At 70.3% G+C, this 14,735-nt stretch carries 13 protein-coding genes; 7 read left to right on the top strand and 6 right to left on the bottom strand.

What is annotated here, in order from left to right:
* Nucleotides 1-14 precede the first annotated feature (14 nt).
* From IPJ61_RS02330 to ispF, 6 genes are all read left to right on the top strand, one after another.
* The gene (locus tag IPJ61_RS02330; protein WP_297102611.1) at nt 15-386 is read left to right on the top strand and encodes a PTS glucitol/sorbitol transporter subunit IIA; all 372 of its coding nucleotides are present in this window, start codon (nt 15-17) and stop codon (nt 384-386) included.
* A gap of 1 nt (nt 387) precedes the next feature.
* Nucleotides 388-879 carry a transcriptional regulator GutM gene (locus IPJ61_RS02325; RefSeq protein WP_297102609.1) on the top strand — a complete coding sequence of 164 codons (492 nt, stop codon included), beginning with the start codon at nt 388-390 and terminating at the stop codon, nt 877-879.
* Nucleotides 855-2,162 carry an NAD(P)H-dependent oxidoreductase gene (locus tag IPJ61_RS02320; protein WP_297102606.1) on the top strand — a complete coding sequence of 436 codons (1,308 nt, stop codon included), beginning with the start codon at nt 855-857 and terminating at the stop codon, nt 2,160-2,162. The genes IPJ61_RS02325 and IPJ61_RS02320 overlap by 25 nt, the downstream gene beginning before the upstream one ends.
* Nucleotides 2,163-2,326: 164 nt before the next feature.
* Nucleotides 2,327-3,250 carry a sugar-binding transcriptional regulator gene (locus IPJ61_RS02315; protein ID WP_297102604.1) on the top strand — a complete coding sequence of 308 codons (924 nt, stop codon included), beginning with the start codon at nt 2,327-2,329 and terminating at the stop codon, nt 3,248-3,250.
* A 61-nt stretch (nt 3,251-3,311) separates the two neighbouring features.
* Nucleotides 3,312-4,073, top strand: a complete 762-nt coding sequence (gene ispD / locus IPJ61_RS02310) for a 2-C-methyl-D-erythritol 4-phosphate cytidylyltransferase (RefSeq protein WP_297102602.1) — start codon at nt 3,312-3,314, stop codon at nt 4,071-4,073.
* Complete coding sequence (ispF, locus tag IPJ61_RS02305) at nt 4,070-4,543, top strand: 2-C-methyl-D-erythritol 2,4-cyclodiphosphate synthase (protein WP_297102599.1); 474 nt, start codon at nt 4,070-4,072, stop codon at nt 4,541-4,543. Before ispD ends, ispF begins: the two co-directional genes overlap by 4 nt.
* Nucleotide 4,544: 1 nt before the next feature.
* Here ispF and IPJ61_RS02300 read toward each other — a convergent pair whose 3' ends face one another.
* From IPJ61_RS02300 to cysS, 4 genes are read right to left on the bottom strand one after another with little or no spacing between them, the layout of a single operon-like run.
* Nucleotides 4,545-5,981: a glycine hydroxymethyltransferase gene (locus tag IPJ61_RS02300; protein WP_297102597.1), complete on the bottom strand. Its 1,437-nt coding sequence runs from the start codon at nt 5,979-5,981 to the stop codon at nt 4,545-4,547.
* Between the two features lie 44 nt (nt 5,982-6,025).
* Nucleotides 6,026-8,209: a glycoside hydrolase family 3 protein gene (locus IPJ61_RS02295; RefSeq protein ID WP_297102596.1), complete on the bottom strand. Its 2,184-nt coding sequence runs from the start codon at nt 8,207-8,209 to the stop codon at nt 6,026-6,028.
* Nucleotides 8,210-8,236: 27 nt separating this feature from the next.
* Nucleotides 8,237-9,178, bottom strand: a complete 942-nt coding sequence (gene rlmB, locus IPJ61_RS02290) for a 23S rRNA (guanosine(2251)-2'-O)-methyltransferase RlmB (RefSeq protein ID WP_297102593.1) — start codon at nt 9,176-9,178, stop codon at nt 8,237-8,239.
* A gap of 8 nt (nt 9,179-9,186) precedes the next feature.
* Nucleotides 9,187-10,635: a cysteine--tRNA ligase gene (gene cysS / locus IPJ61_RS02285; RefSeq protein WP_297102591.1), complete on the bottom strand. Its 1,449-nt coding sequence runs from the start codon at nt 10,633-10,635 to the stop codon at nt 9,187-9,189.
* Between the two features lie 101 nt (nt 10,636-10,736).
* On the opposite strand from cysS, the gene IPJ61_RS02280 reads away from it, so the two are divergent.
* Nucleotides 10,737-11,348: a class I SAM-dependent methyltransferase gene (locus IPJ61_RS02280; RefSeq protein ID WP_297102589.1), complete on the top strand. Its 612-nt coding sequence runs from the start codon at nt 10,737-10,739 to the stop codon at nt 11,346-11,348.
* 8 nt (nt 11,349-11,356) lie between these two features.
* Here IPJ61_RS02280 and IPJ61_RS02275 read toward each other — a convergent pair whose 3' ends face one another.
* Nucleotides 11,357-13,099 (bottom strand): ABC transporter ATP-binding protein, encoded by a 1,743-nt coding sequence (locus IPJ61_RS02275; RefSeq protein WP_297102587.1) that lies wholly within the window; start codon nt 13,097-13,099, stop codon nt 11,357-11,359.
* The gene (locus IPJ61_RS02270) at nt 13,096-14,730 is read right to left on the bottom strand and encodes an ABC transporter transmembrane domain-containing protein (protein ID WP_297102585.1); all 1,635 of its coding nucleotides are present in this window, start codon (nt 14,728-14,730) and stop codon (nt 13,096-13,098) included. The genes IPJ61_RS02275 and IPJ61_RS02270 overlap by 4 nt, the downstream gene beginning before the upstream one ends.
* Nucleotides 14,731-14,735 lie beyond the last annotated feature (5 nt).

Raw genomic sequence — 14,735 nt, 5'->3', positions numbered from 1 at the left:
GAAAGGAAATACTCATGCCGACCACTCTCTGGAGTACACAAGTCACCCTCGTCGGGTCCGGTGCCGGCGACATGATCGATGCCGGCGTCCTCATCCTCTTCGGGCAGCCAGTCCCAGAGGCCCTCGCCGAGTTCAGCGTCGTTCACGAGGGCGCCACCCCCCTGGCGCGGCCTCTGCAGGCGGGCGATACGTTTCACTTCGCCGGCACTGACTACACCGTCGATCAGGTGGGCGATCGGGCATGCGAGAACCTGGTCACGCTAGGCCACGTCGTTCTCTATGCGAACCAGCCCGAGGAAGCCCTCCTGCCCGGCGCCATCAAGGTGAGTGGCCCTGGCTATCTTGCACCGCAGGTGGGGAGCGTCATCTCGTTCAGCGGGGCCTGACATGCCGGACTGGAAGTTCCCCGCGATCCTGATCAGCGTCATGCTGGTCGGAATCGCCCTCACTTACCTGCAGCAGCGCGCCTACGCGCGCGAACTCAATCGGCTTCTGAGCGTTCACAGCGGTGAGCACCTGATGCTCGTCTCCGGCCGGGGCCGCACGTGGCGCGGAGGGGCGATCGTGATCCTGGTGGTTCACCGTCTAACCGCCCACATCGTCACGGCGTCGAGACTGTCAGGTCTGACGGTGTTCGCCCGCTTCCGTCCGGTGCCGGCGCTGCTCGGCCCAGCTGAGGGCGCCGTCGACCGGATCAAGGGAAGGCCGACCAAGGCCGCCGTCGCCATGGCGCTGGAACAGGTCAAGCCCGGCGGACCCGCCGGCCTGCCCTCGAACACCTTCCGCGCGCCGCTGACACGCCGCCGCGCGCAATCTCCTGCCAACTCCTCCACACACAAGAAAGAAGAGAGAAAATGGGCTACACCAAGGGTCTCCTAGAGCGCCAGCAGAAGTTGGGACGTCCGGTCCAGGTCGGCGTCGTCGGCGCCGGGCAGATGGGGTCCGGCCTCGTCGCCTCGATCCAGAAGGCGCCCGGCCTCAGCGTCGTCGCCGTCGCCGACATCCTCATCGACAAGGCCGAGTCCGCGCTGCGTAACGCGGGCCGCGACGACGTCGTCGTGGTGGACCGCGATCTCGAAGCGGCGACGGAAGCGATCCTCTCCGGCCAAGCCGCGGTGATCAGCAACGGGCTGCAGATGCCCGATCTCCCCGTCGACATCGTCGTCGAGGTCTCCGGGATCCCGGAGATCGCGGCGCAGATCGCTTACACCTGCATCACCCGCAGCAAGGATGTGGCTCTGATGACGGTGGAGGCCGACATCACCGTCGGTGTGCTGCTGAGCAGCATGGCCAACGCGGGCTCCTCCGTGTATACGATCATGCGTGGGGATGAGCCGGTCGAGTGCCTAAAGCTTGTCGAGTACGCCCAGGACCTTGGCTTGACCGTCATTTGCGCGGGCAAGGGCAAGAACAACGTCAACATCATCCATTCCGTTCCGGCCGACAATGAGGCCGAGGCCGTGCGGAAGAAGATGAGCCCGCGGATGCTCACCGAGTTCACCGACGGCACCAAGACGCAGTTGGAGATGGCAGCGCTGTCCAACGCGACGAACCTGCCCGTCGAGGTGGAGGGTATGCACGGCCAGGAGATCATGCTGGCCGACCTGGCAACCCAGCTGATTCCGGAGGCCGACGGCGGCATTCTGTCTTTCGAGAAGGGCGCAGTCGTCGAGTATGTGACCGGCGACGTCGCCCCCGGGGTCTTCGCGATCGTCAAGTCGGAGTCGGACGTGGTGACACATGAGCTTGACTACCTGAAGCTCGGCAAGGGACCGTACTACGTGCTTTTCCGGCCGTGGCACATCGCATCGATCGAGGCACATCTGTCGATCGGCGAAGCGGTCCTGAACCGCAACGCGGACTTCCAGTCGCGCTACGCCTGCACTGAGGTCGTCGGGCGGGCGAAGTCCGACCTTGCGGCTGACACCGTCCTGGAAGGGCTCGGCGGTAACCACTTCTACGGCTGGGCCATCCCGGCGGAGCGGGCCCGCGAGATCGGCGGCGTGCCGATCGGCCTGCTGCAGAACAGCCGGCTGAAGGCGCCTAAGGCGCAGGACGAGTTCATCACCTACGACGACCTCGAGATCGATGAGACCCGGCCCCTGGTAGCGATGCGTCGGCTTCAGGATTCCCTGGTGGCGCGCGGGATCATCGGGGGGTAGCCGACCCTGACATCCGACGGTGCAGTCCGGCGCGGACTGCACCGTCGGTTGGATCAACTCCGTCGGCTTCTGCCACACTGGACGCGGATTCCAGTGACGTGTGGCCGAGGAGGACGCGAATGCCCGCGAAGCGCGATCAGCAACTGCTTATCGACGCCGCGCGCATGTACTACATCGAGGGGCTCGACCAGGGACAAGTGGGTCGTCGCCTCGGACTCTCCCGCTCGGGGGTATCCCGGGTTCTGGCCACCGCCCGGGAGCGTGGCGTCGTTCAGGTGCGGATCGTCGGCGATGAGCACGTCTCCCGGAACCGAGAGCTGGAGAGCGCGCTGATCCGAGGTTTCGGGCTACGTGAGGCGCTCGTCGCCGAGACAGCTTCTGAAAGCGCGGGTCTTCGAGCTGTGGGCCAGCTGGCCAGCCAGGTTTTCACCCGCCGCAGTGCAACTGCCTCGCGGATCGGCCTCAGTTGGGGATTCACCGTTGGTCAGCTCGTCGAGGCCGTTCCTCAGGTCACATTGCGGTCGGCCACGAGGTTCACTCCGCTCGTCGGTGGCATGCCGCTCCTCGATACCGGACCATCCGGAAACTCGTACATTCAGACGTTGGCGGAGAAGTGCGGCGTGGTGGCGGAACGGTTCGACGCGCCTGCGGTGGTCGAGTCATCCGCGACGTATCACGCCATGATGTCCGAATCCACGGTGAGGGGCGCGCTGGAAAGAGCGCGGGCCTGCGACCTGGCTTTCGTCGGCATCGGATCGTTCGGTGTGTATACGAGCAAGCAAGCCGTTGACGGGATGCGCCTGAGCGAGCAGGAATGGGAGGCGGTTCTCCGGCAAGGTCCTGTGGGAGACCTCGCTGGACGGCTCTTCGATATTGAGGGGCGTCCCCTGGGTGCACCGGCGTCAGAGCGGGTTATCGGAGCAACCATTGAGGAGATCCGCGAGATGCCCGTCGCGGTCGGTCTGGCCGCGGGAAAGGAGAAGGCTCCAGGCGTGCTGGGTGGGCTCCGGACGCAAGCCTTCGACATCGTCGTGTTGGACGAGTCACTGGCCGCCGCCGTTCTCGCCTTGGCCGACGCCCGCCGCTGATACGCCGTCGCGAAGGCGTCCCCAGGCATCCTGGGCGTAGCGCGCTGGCATACTTGGCGCCATGTCAGAGCCCGTCGTTGCCGTTGTCGTCGCCGCTGGTCTGGGACGGCGGTACGGAGGCACCAAGCCGAAACCAACTCTGCGAATCCTCGGCCGTGCCGTGATCGGTCTTGCGGTAGAAGGCCTTGCGGCAGGCGGCTGCACCCATGCCGTGGTGGTGGTCAATGGGAAGCTGTCCGGGCTGTACCGGGCCCTGCTGAAGAGTTCCCCGATTCCCATCATCACCACCTCCGGCGGCGACACTCGCCAGCAGTCCGTGCAACGCGGGTTAGAGGTGATCCGGGGCAGCGAAGATCTGTCCCGGGCCAAGATCGTCCTTGTGCACGACGCTGTGCGTCCCCTCATGCCCGCCTACGTGATCCAAGGCGTGATCTCAGCCGTGCGTGACGGTGCCGTTGCCGTGGCTCCTGCGCTGCCCGTGGCCGACAGCGTCCGCGAGATCGGCGAGGATGGCCAGGTGAACCACGCGGTCGACCGCTCCCGGTTGCGTGCCATCCAGACTCCTCAGGGCTTCGACCTGCAGGTGCTGCTCGCCAGCCACGACCGCATGGCTGAAAGCGGGATGGAGTTCACCGACGACGTAACCTGCTGCGAGCGTAATGGGCACCCCGTGACGCTTGTCCCCGGATCGAAGATGGGGATCAAGATCACGGAGCCGGCCGATCTCTCGATGGCTCGCGCATTGTGGCTCACACGGGCGAGCCTCGGTCATCATTCTGGACGCAGGATCCTACAACGACGGGGAAAGACCGGGACCTCATGAGAGTGGGGATCGGGAGCGACGTGCACCGGTTGGAGCCGGGCGTGCCGATGTGGGTGGCCGGGCTGCACTTCCCCGACGAGCCCGCGGGGCTTGCCGGGCACTCTGACGGCGATGTCGCGTGCCACGCCGCGTGCGACGCGCTGCTGAGCGCGGCGGGACTCGGCGACCTCGGCTCGAACTACGGCACGGCCGAGCCCGAGTGGGCAGGCGCCAGCGGCGTCGCCTTCCTCGCAGAGACCGCGCGCCGGGTGCGCGCGGCGGGATTCGAGATCGGCAACGTGTCCGTGCAGGTGATCGGGAACCGCCCGAAGCTGTCCCCGCGCAGGGCCGAGGCAGAGGCCACGATGACCGCGGCCTTGGAGGCCCCGGTCACCGTGAGCGCGACGACGAGCGACGGCCTGGGTCTGACCGGCCGCGGCGAGGGCGTCGCGGCCATCGCCGTCGCCGCCCTCGCCGTGCAGGGAGCCTGAGCTACAGCTCCAGGCCGGGGTACAGAGGGTGCGCGCCGACGAGCGCGGACGCGCCGTCGAGGGTCGACTGGCGCACGTCGTCGGAGAGGTCGTATTTCGCCTTGCTGGGGGCACCCGCCGCGGTGGTGGTGGGCTTGGTGCTGCGGAGCACGCCTGCGATGAGGTCGGCGACGGCGTCCATGTCGGAGGTCGTGAACCCGCGCGACGTCAGCGCCGGGGTGCCGACGCGGACGCCGGAGGTGTACCAGGCGCCGTTCGGATCGTTCGGCACGGAGTTGCGGTTGGTAACGATGCCCGACTCCAGCAGCGCGGCCTCGGCCTGGCGGCCGGTCAGCCCGAAGTTGTTGACGTCCAGCAGGACGATGTGGTTGTCGGTGCCGCCGGTGACCAGGTTCACGCCGCGGCTCAGCAGCCCCTCGGCCAGCGCCTTCGCATTGTCGGCGACCGCCTGCGCATAGGTGCGGAACTCCGCGGTGCGGGCCTCCGCCAGCGCGACGGCCTTCGCCGCCATCACATGCGACAGCGGGCCGCCGAGCACCAGCGGGCAGCCGCGGTCGACCGACGGTGCGAACTCCTCGGTGGCCAGCACCATGCCGCCACGCGGGCCGCGCAGGGACTTGTGCGTCGTCGTCGTCACCACGTGCGCGAAGGGGACCGGGTCCTCTTCGCCGGTGAACACCTTGCCGGCCACGAGGCCAGCGAAGTGGGCCATGTCGACCATGAGGACGGCGCCCACCTCGTCGGCGATCTCGCGCATCTTCGCGAAGTTCACGCGGCGCGGGTAGGCCGAGTAGCCGGCGACGAGGATCAGCGGCTTGAACTCCCGCGCCTGCGCGAGGACGGCGTCGTAGTCGAGGAGCTGCGTCTCCGGGTCGGTGCCGTAGTGGCGCTGGTGGAACATCTTGCCGGAGACGTTCGGGCGGAAGCCGTGCGTGAGGTGGCCGCCGGCGTCGAGCGACATGCCGAGCAGGCGCTGGTCGCCGAAGCGGCGGCGGAGCGTCTCCCAGTCGGCCTCGGAGAGCTCCGCGACGCCCTTCGCGCCGTACTCGGCCAGCGCGGGCTGCTCGATGCGGTTGGCGAGGATGGCCCAGTAGGCGGTGAGGTTTGCGTCGATGCCGGAGTGCGGCTGGACGTAGGCGTACTCGGCGCCGAACAACTCGCGCGCATGCTCCGCGGCGACGGCCTCGACCGTGTCGACGTTCTGGCAGCCCGCGTAGAAGCGGTGACCGACGGTGCCCTCGGCGTACTTGTCGCTCAGCCAGGTGCCCATCGTGGCGAGCACGGGAAGGCTGGCGTAGTTCTCCGAGGCGATCAGCTTCAGCGAGTTGCGCTGGTCGGTGAGCTCCTGGCGCGTCGCCTGGGCGATGCGGGGCTCGACGGCCTCGACGGCGCTGAGGATGGTCTGGTAGGCGGCACTGAGGGCAGAGGCGTCGGTCACGTCACTCCTATATCTGTGGGATTCGGCACCAGTCTAGAGAATCGTCACCTGGCGACAGAATCGTCGAGCGTGCCGATCACCCGGCCGCCGACGATCACATCGGCGCCGCGCTCACCGGTGCCGGGCGGGAGCAGCCGGTCGTGCGAGAGCACGAACGTCGCCGTCGTCCCGTTCGGCACCCGCGTGAACGCCACGAGTTCGAGGAGCCGGGGGAGCGCGTCGCCGCCGCGTCGCCGGACGAACACAGGCACCACGGTGTCGCCAGGCCCATCGGGGACCGCGACCGCGACGCGCGCGACTTCGCCGTGGTGCTCCATCGTTGCGACCCAGCCGTCGGCCGTCGCGCCGTGGCCGAAGGACAGGAGTACGGGCTCAGGTGCGTCCCGGTAGACGCGCGCCGCCGACCAGCGGTCGTTGTAGCGCACCGGCGTCGCCATCGGGGTGCTCGGCAGGGTGAAGGGGAGCCGTCCTGCGGGAATGGCCTCGCCGAGAAGCGCGTCGACCACCGTCGCCGGCCCGTAGGGTCCGGCGTAGCCGGCCCAGATCGCGGAGTCGGAGGAGGCGAGCACGCCGCTGAGGACGTGCGGCCGCCCGGCGACGATCACCGAGACGACGTGGGCCGAGGTCGCGTCCCTGACCCGGGCCATCATTTCGTCCTGGCGTCCGGGGAGGCTCACGTCGGCGAGGTCGACGCCCTCGCCGCAGTCGGCCGCAGTGCCGAGCGCAGCGCCGTTGACGTCGAACTCATCCGCATACGAGCGGCGGCTGGTGCCGCCCAGGACCGCGACCACCACGTCGGCGGCAGCGAGAACAGCGTCGGCGTCGTCGTCCGTGGGAGAGATGGCGCGCACGACGCCGGGCAGCCGCGCCTGCAGCTCGCCGAGCACGGTGCGGTGCGCGCCGGGGCGGAGGGGGGCGACGTAGTCACCGAGGAAGCAGTCGAGGTCATCAGCGCCTCCGCCGATGACGGCGACCCGGGCCGACGGCACCAGCAGCCTCGCCGCGGGCAGGGAGCCGGAGAGCGGCACGAGCGCCTGGGCCGCGAGGCGGCGCGACAACTCCGCGGTCGCGGCGAAGGAGGCGCCCAGGTCACCGCGCGCCTCGATCCGCTCCCGGTCGTCGACGTCCTGTTCCGGCATTCGGGGAAGGAGCCCGAGCCTGTCCTTGAGCGTGAGGACCCGGCGCGCCGCGGTTGTCACCGCGTCGAAGACCTGCTCCGAACGCTCGGCGGACCCGACGAGCGTGGTGAACCCCTCATCCCAGAGCGAGAGGTCGACGCCGGCGAGCAGAGCGGCTCGGCCGGCGGCGGGAATCGAGCCCGCGAGGGGCCGCAGCTGATCGACGGCCACGCCGTCGGCCATGACGATGCCGGCGAAGCCGCGCTCCTCCCGAAGCCAGGTGGTGAGCAGCCAGGAGTTGGCGCAACAGGGGACGCCGTCGATGTCGTTGTAGGCCGCCATGACCCCGACGGCACCCGCCTCGACGCCGGCGGCGGCCGCGGGGAGATGAATCTCGTGCAGGTCGCGCGGCCCGATCACCGCCGACTGCCCGTTGCGGCCGCCGACCGCCTCGCCCTGCGCGGCCAGATGCTTGAGGACCACCCCGACGCCGCCCTGGCCGAGTCGTTCATCGTCTCGCCCTTGCATGCCGCGGACGGCGGCGCGGACCAGCTCGGCGGCCAGCAGCGGGTCCTCGCCGAAGCACTCCTCGCTGCGTCCCCAGCTGGGGTGGCGGAGAATGTCGAGGCCGGAGACCAGCGCGACGTCGACCCCGCTGGCCGCGAGCTCCGCGGCGACGGCGGCGCAGGCCTCCTCGAAGAGGTCGGGGTCCCAGGTGGCGCCGACGGCCAGGTTCTGCGGGAGGATGGTGCCGCCGAGGGCCTGGTGCCCATGCGGCGCCTCCTCGACGACGAGCGCCCCGATCGACTCGGGGCTCGCGTCGCGGACCGCCTCCTGCACCAGCGCGATCACTTCGCGCCGGTCGTCGGGCGTCACACCGTTGGCCCACGACCTGCCGGACCAGGCATCGGCGCGGAGCAGACCGTAGATCGCTCCCAGCCCGGACCAGCGCTCGATCTCGCGCAGCCCCTCCTCGGTCAGTCGCCACCCGCGCGGCCCGCGCTCGACGGCGCGCCAGCCCAGCAGGCGCTGATTCAGCTGCCCGACCCGTTGGGTGAGGTCGAGCCCGGCGAGCACCGACTCGACCCGTGCCGTCCGTTCCACGTTCATGCCGTCGCGACGCTTAGGACGAGGCCGTCAGGAGGCGCGCTGCTGGGCGACCTCGTACAGCGCCACGGCGGCTGCGACGGAGGCGTTCAGCGACTCGACGGCGCTGGCGATCGGGATGGAGACCAGCGCGTCGCAGTGCTCGCGCACCAGCCGCGCGAGGCCCTCGTCCTCCGAGCCGACGACGATCACCAACGGCCCGGTGATGCCCGGTGCCGCGGAGATGGGAAGCTCACCCTCGCCGGCGAGACCGACGACGGCGAAGCCCATCTTCGACGCCTGCACCAGCGTGCGGTTGAGGTTGGTCGCCATCGCGACGGGCAGGCGCGCGGCAGCTCCCGCCGACGTCTTCCACGCGGCCGCGGTCATCGACGCCGAGCGGCGAGCCGGGATGACGACGCCCGTGGCCCCGAATGCCGCGGCGGAGCGCACGATCGCGCCCAGGTTGCGCGGGTCCGTGATGCCGTCGAGGGCGACGACGATGCCGTCGGTTGTCGCGGCGTCGGCGAGGACGTCATCGGCGTCGGCGTACTCGTAGGCCGGCAGCTGCAGGGCGACGCCCTGGTGGACGAGCCCGCCAGTGACGCGGTCGAGTTCGGCGCGGGTGACCTGCAACATGGGCAGGCTGTGCTCTGCCGTGAACTTCAGGATGTCGCGGAGGCGGTCGTCGCGCTCCGCGCCCTCGGCGACGTAGGCCTGCTTGACCGGCAGGCCCGCCGTCAGGGCCTCGAAGACGGGGTTGCGGCCGACGACCCAGTCGGCGCCTGCCGCGGACCGATGCTGCTTCTTCGGCTGCGCCCCCTGGCGGCGCTGCGCGGCCTGCTTCTGCTTGTACGCCTTGTGGTAGACGCGGTCCTCGGCCTTCGGCGTCGGCCCGCGGCCCTCAAGGGACTTGCGGATGCGTCCGCCGGAGCCCGCGGCCTTGTTCTTGCCCTTGCTTGTCGCGCCGCGGCGCGAGGAGTTGCCTGCCATGTGTGTGCCTACTTCTCCAGGCTCCAGGTGGGCCCGGCGGGGGTGTCGGTGATCTTGAGGCCGAGGTCGGCCAGGGTGTCGCGGATGGTGTCGGCCGCCGCCCAGTCCTTGGCGGCGCGGGCCGCGGCTCGCTGTTCCAGGAGGGCGCCGACCAGGCCGTCCACCACTGGGCGGAGGTCGTCGTCGGATGAGGAGCTGGCCCATTCCGGGGCGGTGGGGTTGATGCCGAACACGTCGAGCATTGTGGTCACGGCGACGTAGGCGTGGGCGAGCGCCTCGTTGTCGTCGCTTGCGAGGGCCTGGTTGCCTGCCCGCACCGCATCGAAGAGCGCGGCGACGGCTGCTGGGGTGGCCAGGTCGTCGTCCATCGCAGCCGCGAACGCCTCGTAGGCCGGGTGCCGCGGGGGAGGGGCGTAGGCGAACCAGCCCCATTCGCTGACTTTCTCCGTGGCGCGGCGGACGAAGGAGTCGATCCGCTCGATCGCCTTCTCGGCCTCGGCGAGCGAGCCGCGGGTGTCGTCGTCCTCGGGGGAGAACTCGATGGTCGAGCGGTAGTGCGGGGCCAGCAGGAAGAAGCGGACGGCGCGCGGGTCGTAGCGTTTCGTCACCTCGGAGACCAGCGCGGTGTTGCCCAGCGACTTGCTCATCTTCTCGCCGGCCATGGTCACCCACGCGTTGTGCATCCAGTAGCGGGCGAAGTCCTTGCCCGCCGCCGCGGACTGGGCCAGTTCGTTCTCGTGGTGCGGGAAGCGCAAGTCGATGCCGCCGCCGTGGATGTCGAACGTGTCGCCGAGGTACTTGCCCGCCATCGCCGAGCACTCCAGGTGCCAGCCGGGGCGCCCCCGTCCCCAGGGAGACGGCCAGGACGCCGTCGCCGGCTCGCTGGGCTTGTGGCCTTTCCAGAGGGCGAAGTCTCGGGGGTCGCGCTTGCCGCGGGGGTCGGCGTCGGCGGCGGGCTCCATCTCATCGACCTTCATGCCGCTGAGTTCGCCGTAGCGGGGCCAGGACCGGACGTCGAAGTAGACATCACCGGAGCCGTCGGGGGCGACGTAGGCGTGCCCGCGCTCGATCAGGGCTTCCGTCAGTTCCAGCATCTCCGGCACGTGGCCGGTGGCGCGGGGCTCGTAAGTGGGTGGCTTGCAGCCGAGCGACGCGTACGCCTCGTGGAGTTCGCGCTCGAACTTGTAGGCGTGCGCGAACCACTCGACCCCCTCCTCGGCCGACTTGGCGAGGATCTTGTCGTCGATGTCGGTGACGTTGGCGACGACGGTGACGTCGTAGCCCTTGTGCTCAAGCCAGCGGCGCAGGACGTCGAAGACGACCTCCTTGCGGATATGACCGAGGTGCGGTGACGCCTGCACGGTGAGCCCGCAGTGGTAGATGGACACCTTGCCGTCGACGAGCGGGACGAACTCGCGCACGGCGCGAGCGGCGGTGTCATACAGGTTCAGGGTCACAGCAGGGCAGTTTACCGTGGCGGTCGCCCCAGTCGTCGTGTCGTCCTCCCGCCATCCTGGTTCTTCGCTTCCCGGGAGGACAGAGCGGGGATACTTGAACGATGACGCCCAGCCAGGAACGTGTGCGCAGGTACTGGGATGGCCACGCCGCGCGGTTCGACGCGATGATCGCGCCCATGGAGCGCCGGTTTCTGGCCGCCAGCCGGGAGTGGGCCGCCGGACGTGCCCGAGGGAGGGTGCTCGAGGTGGCCGTCGGGACCGGGCTCAACCTGCCCTACTACGGGCCGGATGCCCGGCTCACCGCCGTCGAGTTCAGCGACGGGATGCTCCGTGGTGCGCGGGCTCGCGCCGCGCGGCTCACCGCCGTCGACTTCGCGCTCGCCGACGGTGAGCGGCTGCCTTTCGCGGATGCACGCTTCGACGCGGTCGTGTGCACCTACTCGCTCTGCGGATTCCGCGACCCGCGCCGCGCCGTCGAGGAGATGCTCCGGGTCCTGCGCCCGGGAGGCGACCTGCTCCTCGTCGACCACATCGGCTCGTCCAACCCGTTCCTCCGAGTCGGCCAGTTGCTGCTGGAGGCTGCGACCTACCCGCTGCAGGGCGAGCGGTTCACCCGCCGCCCGCGTCGGATCGTCGAGGCCCTCGGCGTGCCGATTGTCGCGACGCAGCGCCTGCACCACGGCATCATCGAGCGGGTCCACGCCCGCCGGTAAGCTGAGGTTCAGGCCGACCAAGCGGCCCAGAGTTCGGCGTAGTGGCCGCGAGCAGCGACGAGGTCGTCGTGGGTTCCCAACTCGACGATTCGGCCGCCCGACATGACCGCGATCACGTCGCAGGCGCGCGCCTGCGTCAGGCGGTGCGCGACGACGATCGCCGTCCGGGCCGCCGTCACTGCCTCCGCCGAGCGCTCCAAGGCGCGGGCACCCGCGCTGCCGGCTTCGGCGGTCGCCTCGTCGAGCACGACGACTGGCGGCGCAACGAGCACGATCCGAGCCAGCGCGAGCTGCTGCGCCTGATCGACGGTGAGCGGGTGCCCGCCGGTGCCTACCCGGGTGCCGAGACCCTCCGGCAGCGCCGAGACCCAGTCGAGGGCGCCGACCGCGCGCAGCGCCGCTGCGAGGTCGTCGTCCGTCGCTTCTGACCGGGCCAGGCGGAGGTCGTCGGCGAGCGTGCCCGCGAACGTGTGCACCTCCTGGGTCACGACGGCCACGCGACGCCGCACGGACCGCGGATCGAGGTCATCGACGGCGTCCGCGCCCAGCAGGATCTGCCCGGCAGCTGCGGGGAAGACGCCGCCGATCAACGCAGCCAGTGTCGTCTTTCCGGCCCCGCTCTCCCCGACGACGGCAAGGCTGCTGCCGGGGGGAACCGCGACCGAGACATCGTGCAGCACCGTCGGACCGTCCGGGTAGTGGTGGCTGAGGCGATCGACGACGACCCCGAGCGGCGGCGAGAAGGGACGGTCCGACGGCGTAGGCAGCGGCAGATCCGCCACCCCGACAAGGCGCGTGAGCGCGGCGGCCGCGCGCAGGACGTTCGCGAAGCTCATGAAGAGGACACCCAGCGGACCGAACAGCCGGTGGAAGAGCAGCGCGGCGGCGGTGACGGCGCCAACCGTGACGATGTCGGCGCGGACGAGGAAGAAGCCCGCGGTCAGGATCGCGGTGAAACCGACCGCCTCGGCGTAGTTCATCAGGTTGTCGAACGTCAGGCTCGCGCGAAGGGCCGTCAGGCGCTTGCGGTTGGTGTCGAGGGAGGCCTCCTCCACGATGCCGACCCGCCGGGGCACCATCGCGTAGGCGCGGACAGTGGCCGCGCCGTCGAGCGTCGTGAGGATCTCCTGAGTCCGGACGGCGGCCGACTGACGTTCGGCTGCGAACCGCGGCGCCAGCACCGGCAGCACGAACCGGATGCCGATCCAGTGGACGGGGAAGACGGCGGCGAACGCGCACGCAAGGCGCCAGTCGAGGGTCAGCAGCCCGACGGCCGTGACCGCCACCGTGATCAGGGCCATGACCACGCGCGCCATCAACGAGATCGAGGAGTTGATCTGCTCGACGTCCTCCGTCACCCGGGACGTGACATCGCCGCTGCCGGCCGCCTCAAGGACGTGGGGGTCGAGTTGGAGCGCGTGTTCGAGGACGTCCTCGCGGAGCCCCGCCGCGACGGTGACGCCCAGCTGCTCGGTGAAACGGCGGGCGAAGCCCAAAAGCACGCCCGCGGCGAGCGCCGCTCCGACGAGCCCGGCCGTCAGCGCGAGCACCGTTCCCCGCGCCGTCGGCCCGCCCGTGGTGACAGCGTCGATGATGCGGCCGAGCAGCAGCGGCGCCGCCACGGCCGCCGTGCTCGCGGCGACGTTGAGCAGCAGCGTCAGGGCAAGGATGCCCGGGTGTCGCGCGATGGCCTGCCAAAGCACGGCGGCGGATCGGCGCGCGGTGGCGGTGGGCAGGATCCGGCGGCTCATCGGAGCACCAACTCCGCGTACGCGGGGTCGGCGACGAGGCCCGCGTGGGTGGAGGTGACGCAGCGGCCCTCGGGCCCGAGGAGGACGACGCGGTCGCAGCTGGCCAGTAGGGGAGGGCTGGTCGTGATCACGACGGTGAGGCGGCCGGGACGCGCGCGGTAGCGACGGATGCCCTCGGCCATGCGCGACTCGGTGACGGCATCGACGGCGGTCGTCGGATCACGCAGGACGAGGATCGGGGCGTCGGCCAGCAGCGCACGGGCCATCGCGATGCGCTGCCGTTGCCCGCCCGACAGGTTGAGCCCGTGATCGGTGAGCGGGTGCTCCAAGTCCGGGTGGGCGCCCGCGAGGTCGTTCAGCGCGACGGCGGACAACGCCTCGTTCAGGACCTCGTCGTCGGCGCCGTCGCCAACAAGTAAAGCCTCCCGCAGCGTCGCCCCGAACAGGTGGACGGCGTGCGGCTCGACGAGCAGTCGCCCCGACACGCGCACGCTCCCAGCCTCCGCGGCCCCCGTGCCGTCGATCAGCGCCGTCAGCGACCCCGCAGCCGCCGCGCCGGACGGGACGACGCCGACGACCTCGCCGTCGCCTAACGTGAGCGAAAGCCCCGCGATGCCGGGTGCATGGACGTCCTCGAGCGCCAGAGTCGGACGCCCATTCGTCGACTCGTGTTCCGGGACGTCGCCCTCCAGTGACAGCAGCTCGGCGACGCGGGCGGCGCTCGCCCGGCTCGCGGCGAGCTCCGGGATCAGGTGGCTGATGGTGTTGACGGGATCGCTCACGAACATCGCCAACCCGACGACGGTGACCAGCTCGCCGATCGTCAGCTGGCCGTCGAGCGCCATCAGGCCGACGACGCCGCCCACCACCGCGAGCAGGATGCCGATGCTGAACGAGGTCGCGCCTGCGAACTGCGCGGTGGCGGTGATGGCGGAGACGTGGGCGTCGCGCGAGCGGCGGCTGGCGGCCTTGTAGCGGCGAGTCGCCTCGGGGACGCCACCGAAGCCGCGCAGCGGGCGCATCCCGGCGAGCAGGTCGGCGGCCATGCCGGCGGCGAGACCGACGGTCTGCTGCTGATGCGCGGTGCGCCGCTCCAGGCGCGGCCCGAGCCGGGAGAGGCCAAGCATCAGCAGCGGAACACCGATCAGGATGCCGAGGCAGAGCACCCAGTCGATCCGGAACAGGAAGAACGCGGTCCAGCCGAGGCCGATCGTCGCGCCGACCATCCACCCGACGACCTCGATGATCTCGGTGGTGGCGAGCGCGTCGGACGTCGCGATGGACAACTGCTCGCCGGTCTGCCGGTTGCCCGGTCGGGGCCGGCGGCCGAGGATGCGGGTGATCATCTCGAGGCGGAGCCGGTGGGACTCCTCGAGGATCGCCTGCGTGGCCATCCAGTGCCCGCCGCGCGCACTGAAGGTGAGCGCCGTGAAGAGCAGCATGATGCCGACGGCGGACAGCCACATGGCCCCGCCGTCGCCGGTGCGCACGGCGCGGTCGATCACAAGCCCGAAGGCGACAGGAACGAGCGCCTCGCACGTTTGGTGTCCGACCATGCCGAGTGTCGCAAGGACGGTTCGCAGCCGCTGCCGGCGGTAGACGTCGGCGATCACCGCACCGGGGGTCAACACGCAGA

It is taken from the genome of Tessaracoccus sp. (assembly GCF_016714275.1).
In the GTDB taxonomy this organism is placed as follows: Bacteria; Actinomycetota; Actinomycetes; order Propionibacteriales; family Propionibacteriaceae; genus Arachnia.
The sequence above is the reverse complement of the archived record's forward strand: the minus strand, read 5'-3'. Positions and strand labels throughout refer to the sequence as shown.

Excerpts from the sequence above, each read along its gene's own strand:
- IPJ61_RS02315 (WP_297102604.1), top strand. The coding sequence starts at position 2,327 with ATGTACTACATCGAGGGGCTCGACCAGGGACAAGTGGGTCGTCGCCTC.
- IPJ61_RS02280 (WP_297102589.1), top strand. The coding sequence starts at position 10,737 with ATGACGCCCAGCCAGGAACGTGTGCGCAGGTACTGGGATGGCCACGCC.
- IPJ61_RS02330 (WP_297102611.1), top strand. The coding sequence starts at position 15 with ATGCCGACCACTCTCTGGAGTACACAAGTCACCCTCGTCGGGTCCGGT.
- ispD (WP_297102602.1), top strand. The coding sequence starts at position 3,312 with ATGTCAGAGCCCGTCGTTGCCGTTGTCGTCGCCGCTGGTCTGGGACGG.
- IPJ61_RS02325 (WP_297102609.1), top strand. The coding sequence starts at position 388 with ATGCCGGACTGGAAGTTCCCCGCGATCCTGATCAGCGTCATGCTGGTC.
- IPJ61_RS02275 (WP_297102587.1), bottom strand. The coding sequence starts at position 13,099 with ATGAGCCGCCGGATCCTGCCCACCGCCACCGCGCGCCGATCCGCCGCC.
- ispF (WP_297102599.1), top strand. The coding sequence starts at position 4,070 with ATGAGAGTGGGGATCGGGAGCGACGTGCACCGGTTGGAGCCGGGCGTG.
- IPJ61_RS02320 (WP_297102606.1), top strand. The coding sequence starts at position 855 with ATGGGCTACACCAAGGGTCTCCTAGAGCGCCAGCAGAAGTTGGGACGT.
- IPJ61_RS02295 (WP_297102596.1), bottom strand. The coding sequence starts at position 8,209 with ATGAACGTGGAACGGACGGCACGGGTCGAGTCGGTGCTCGCCGGGCTC.
- rlmB (WP_297102593.1), bottom strand. The coding sequence starts at position 9,178 with ATGGCAGGCAACTCCTCGCGCCGCGGCGCGACAAGCAAGGGCAAGAAC.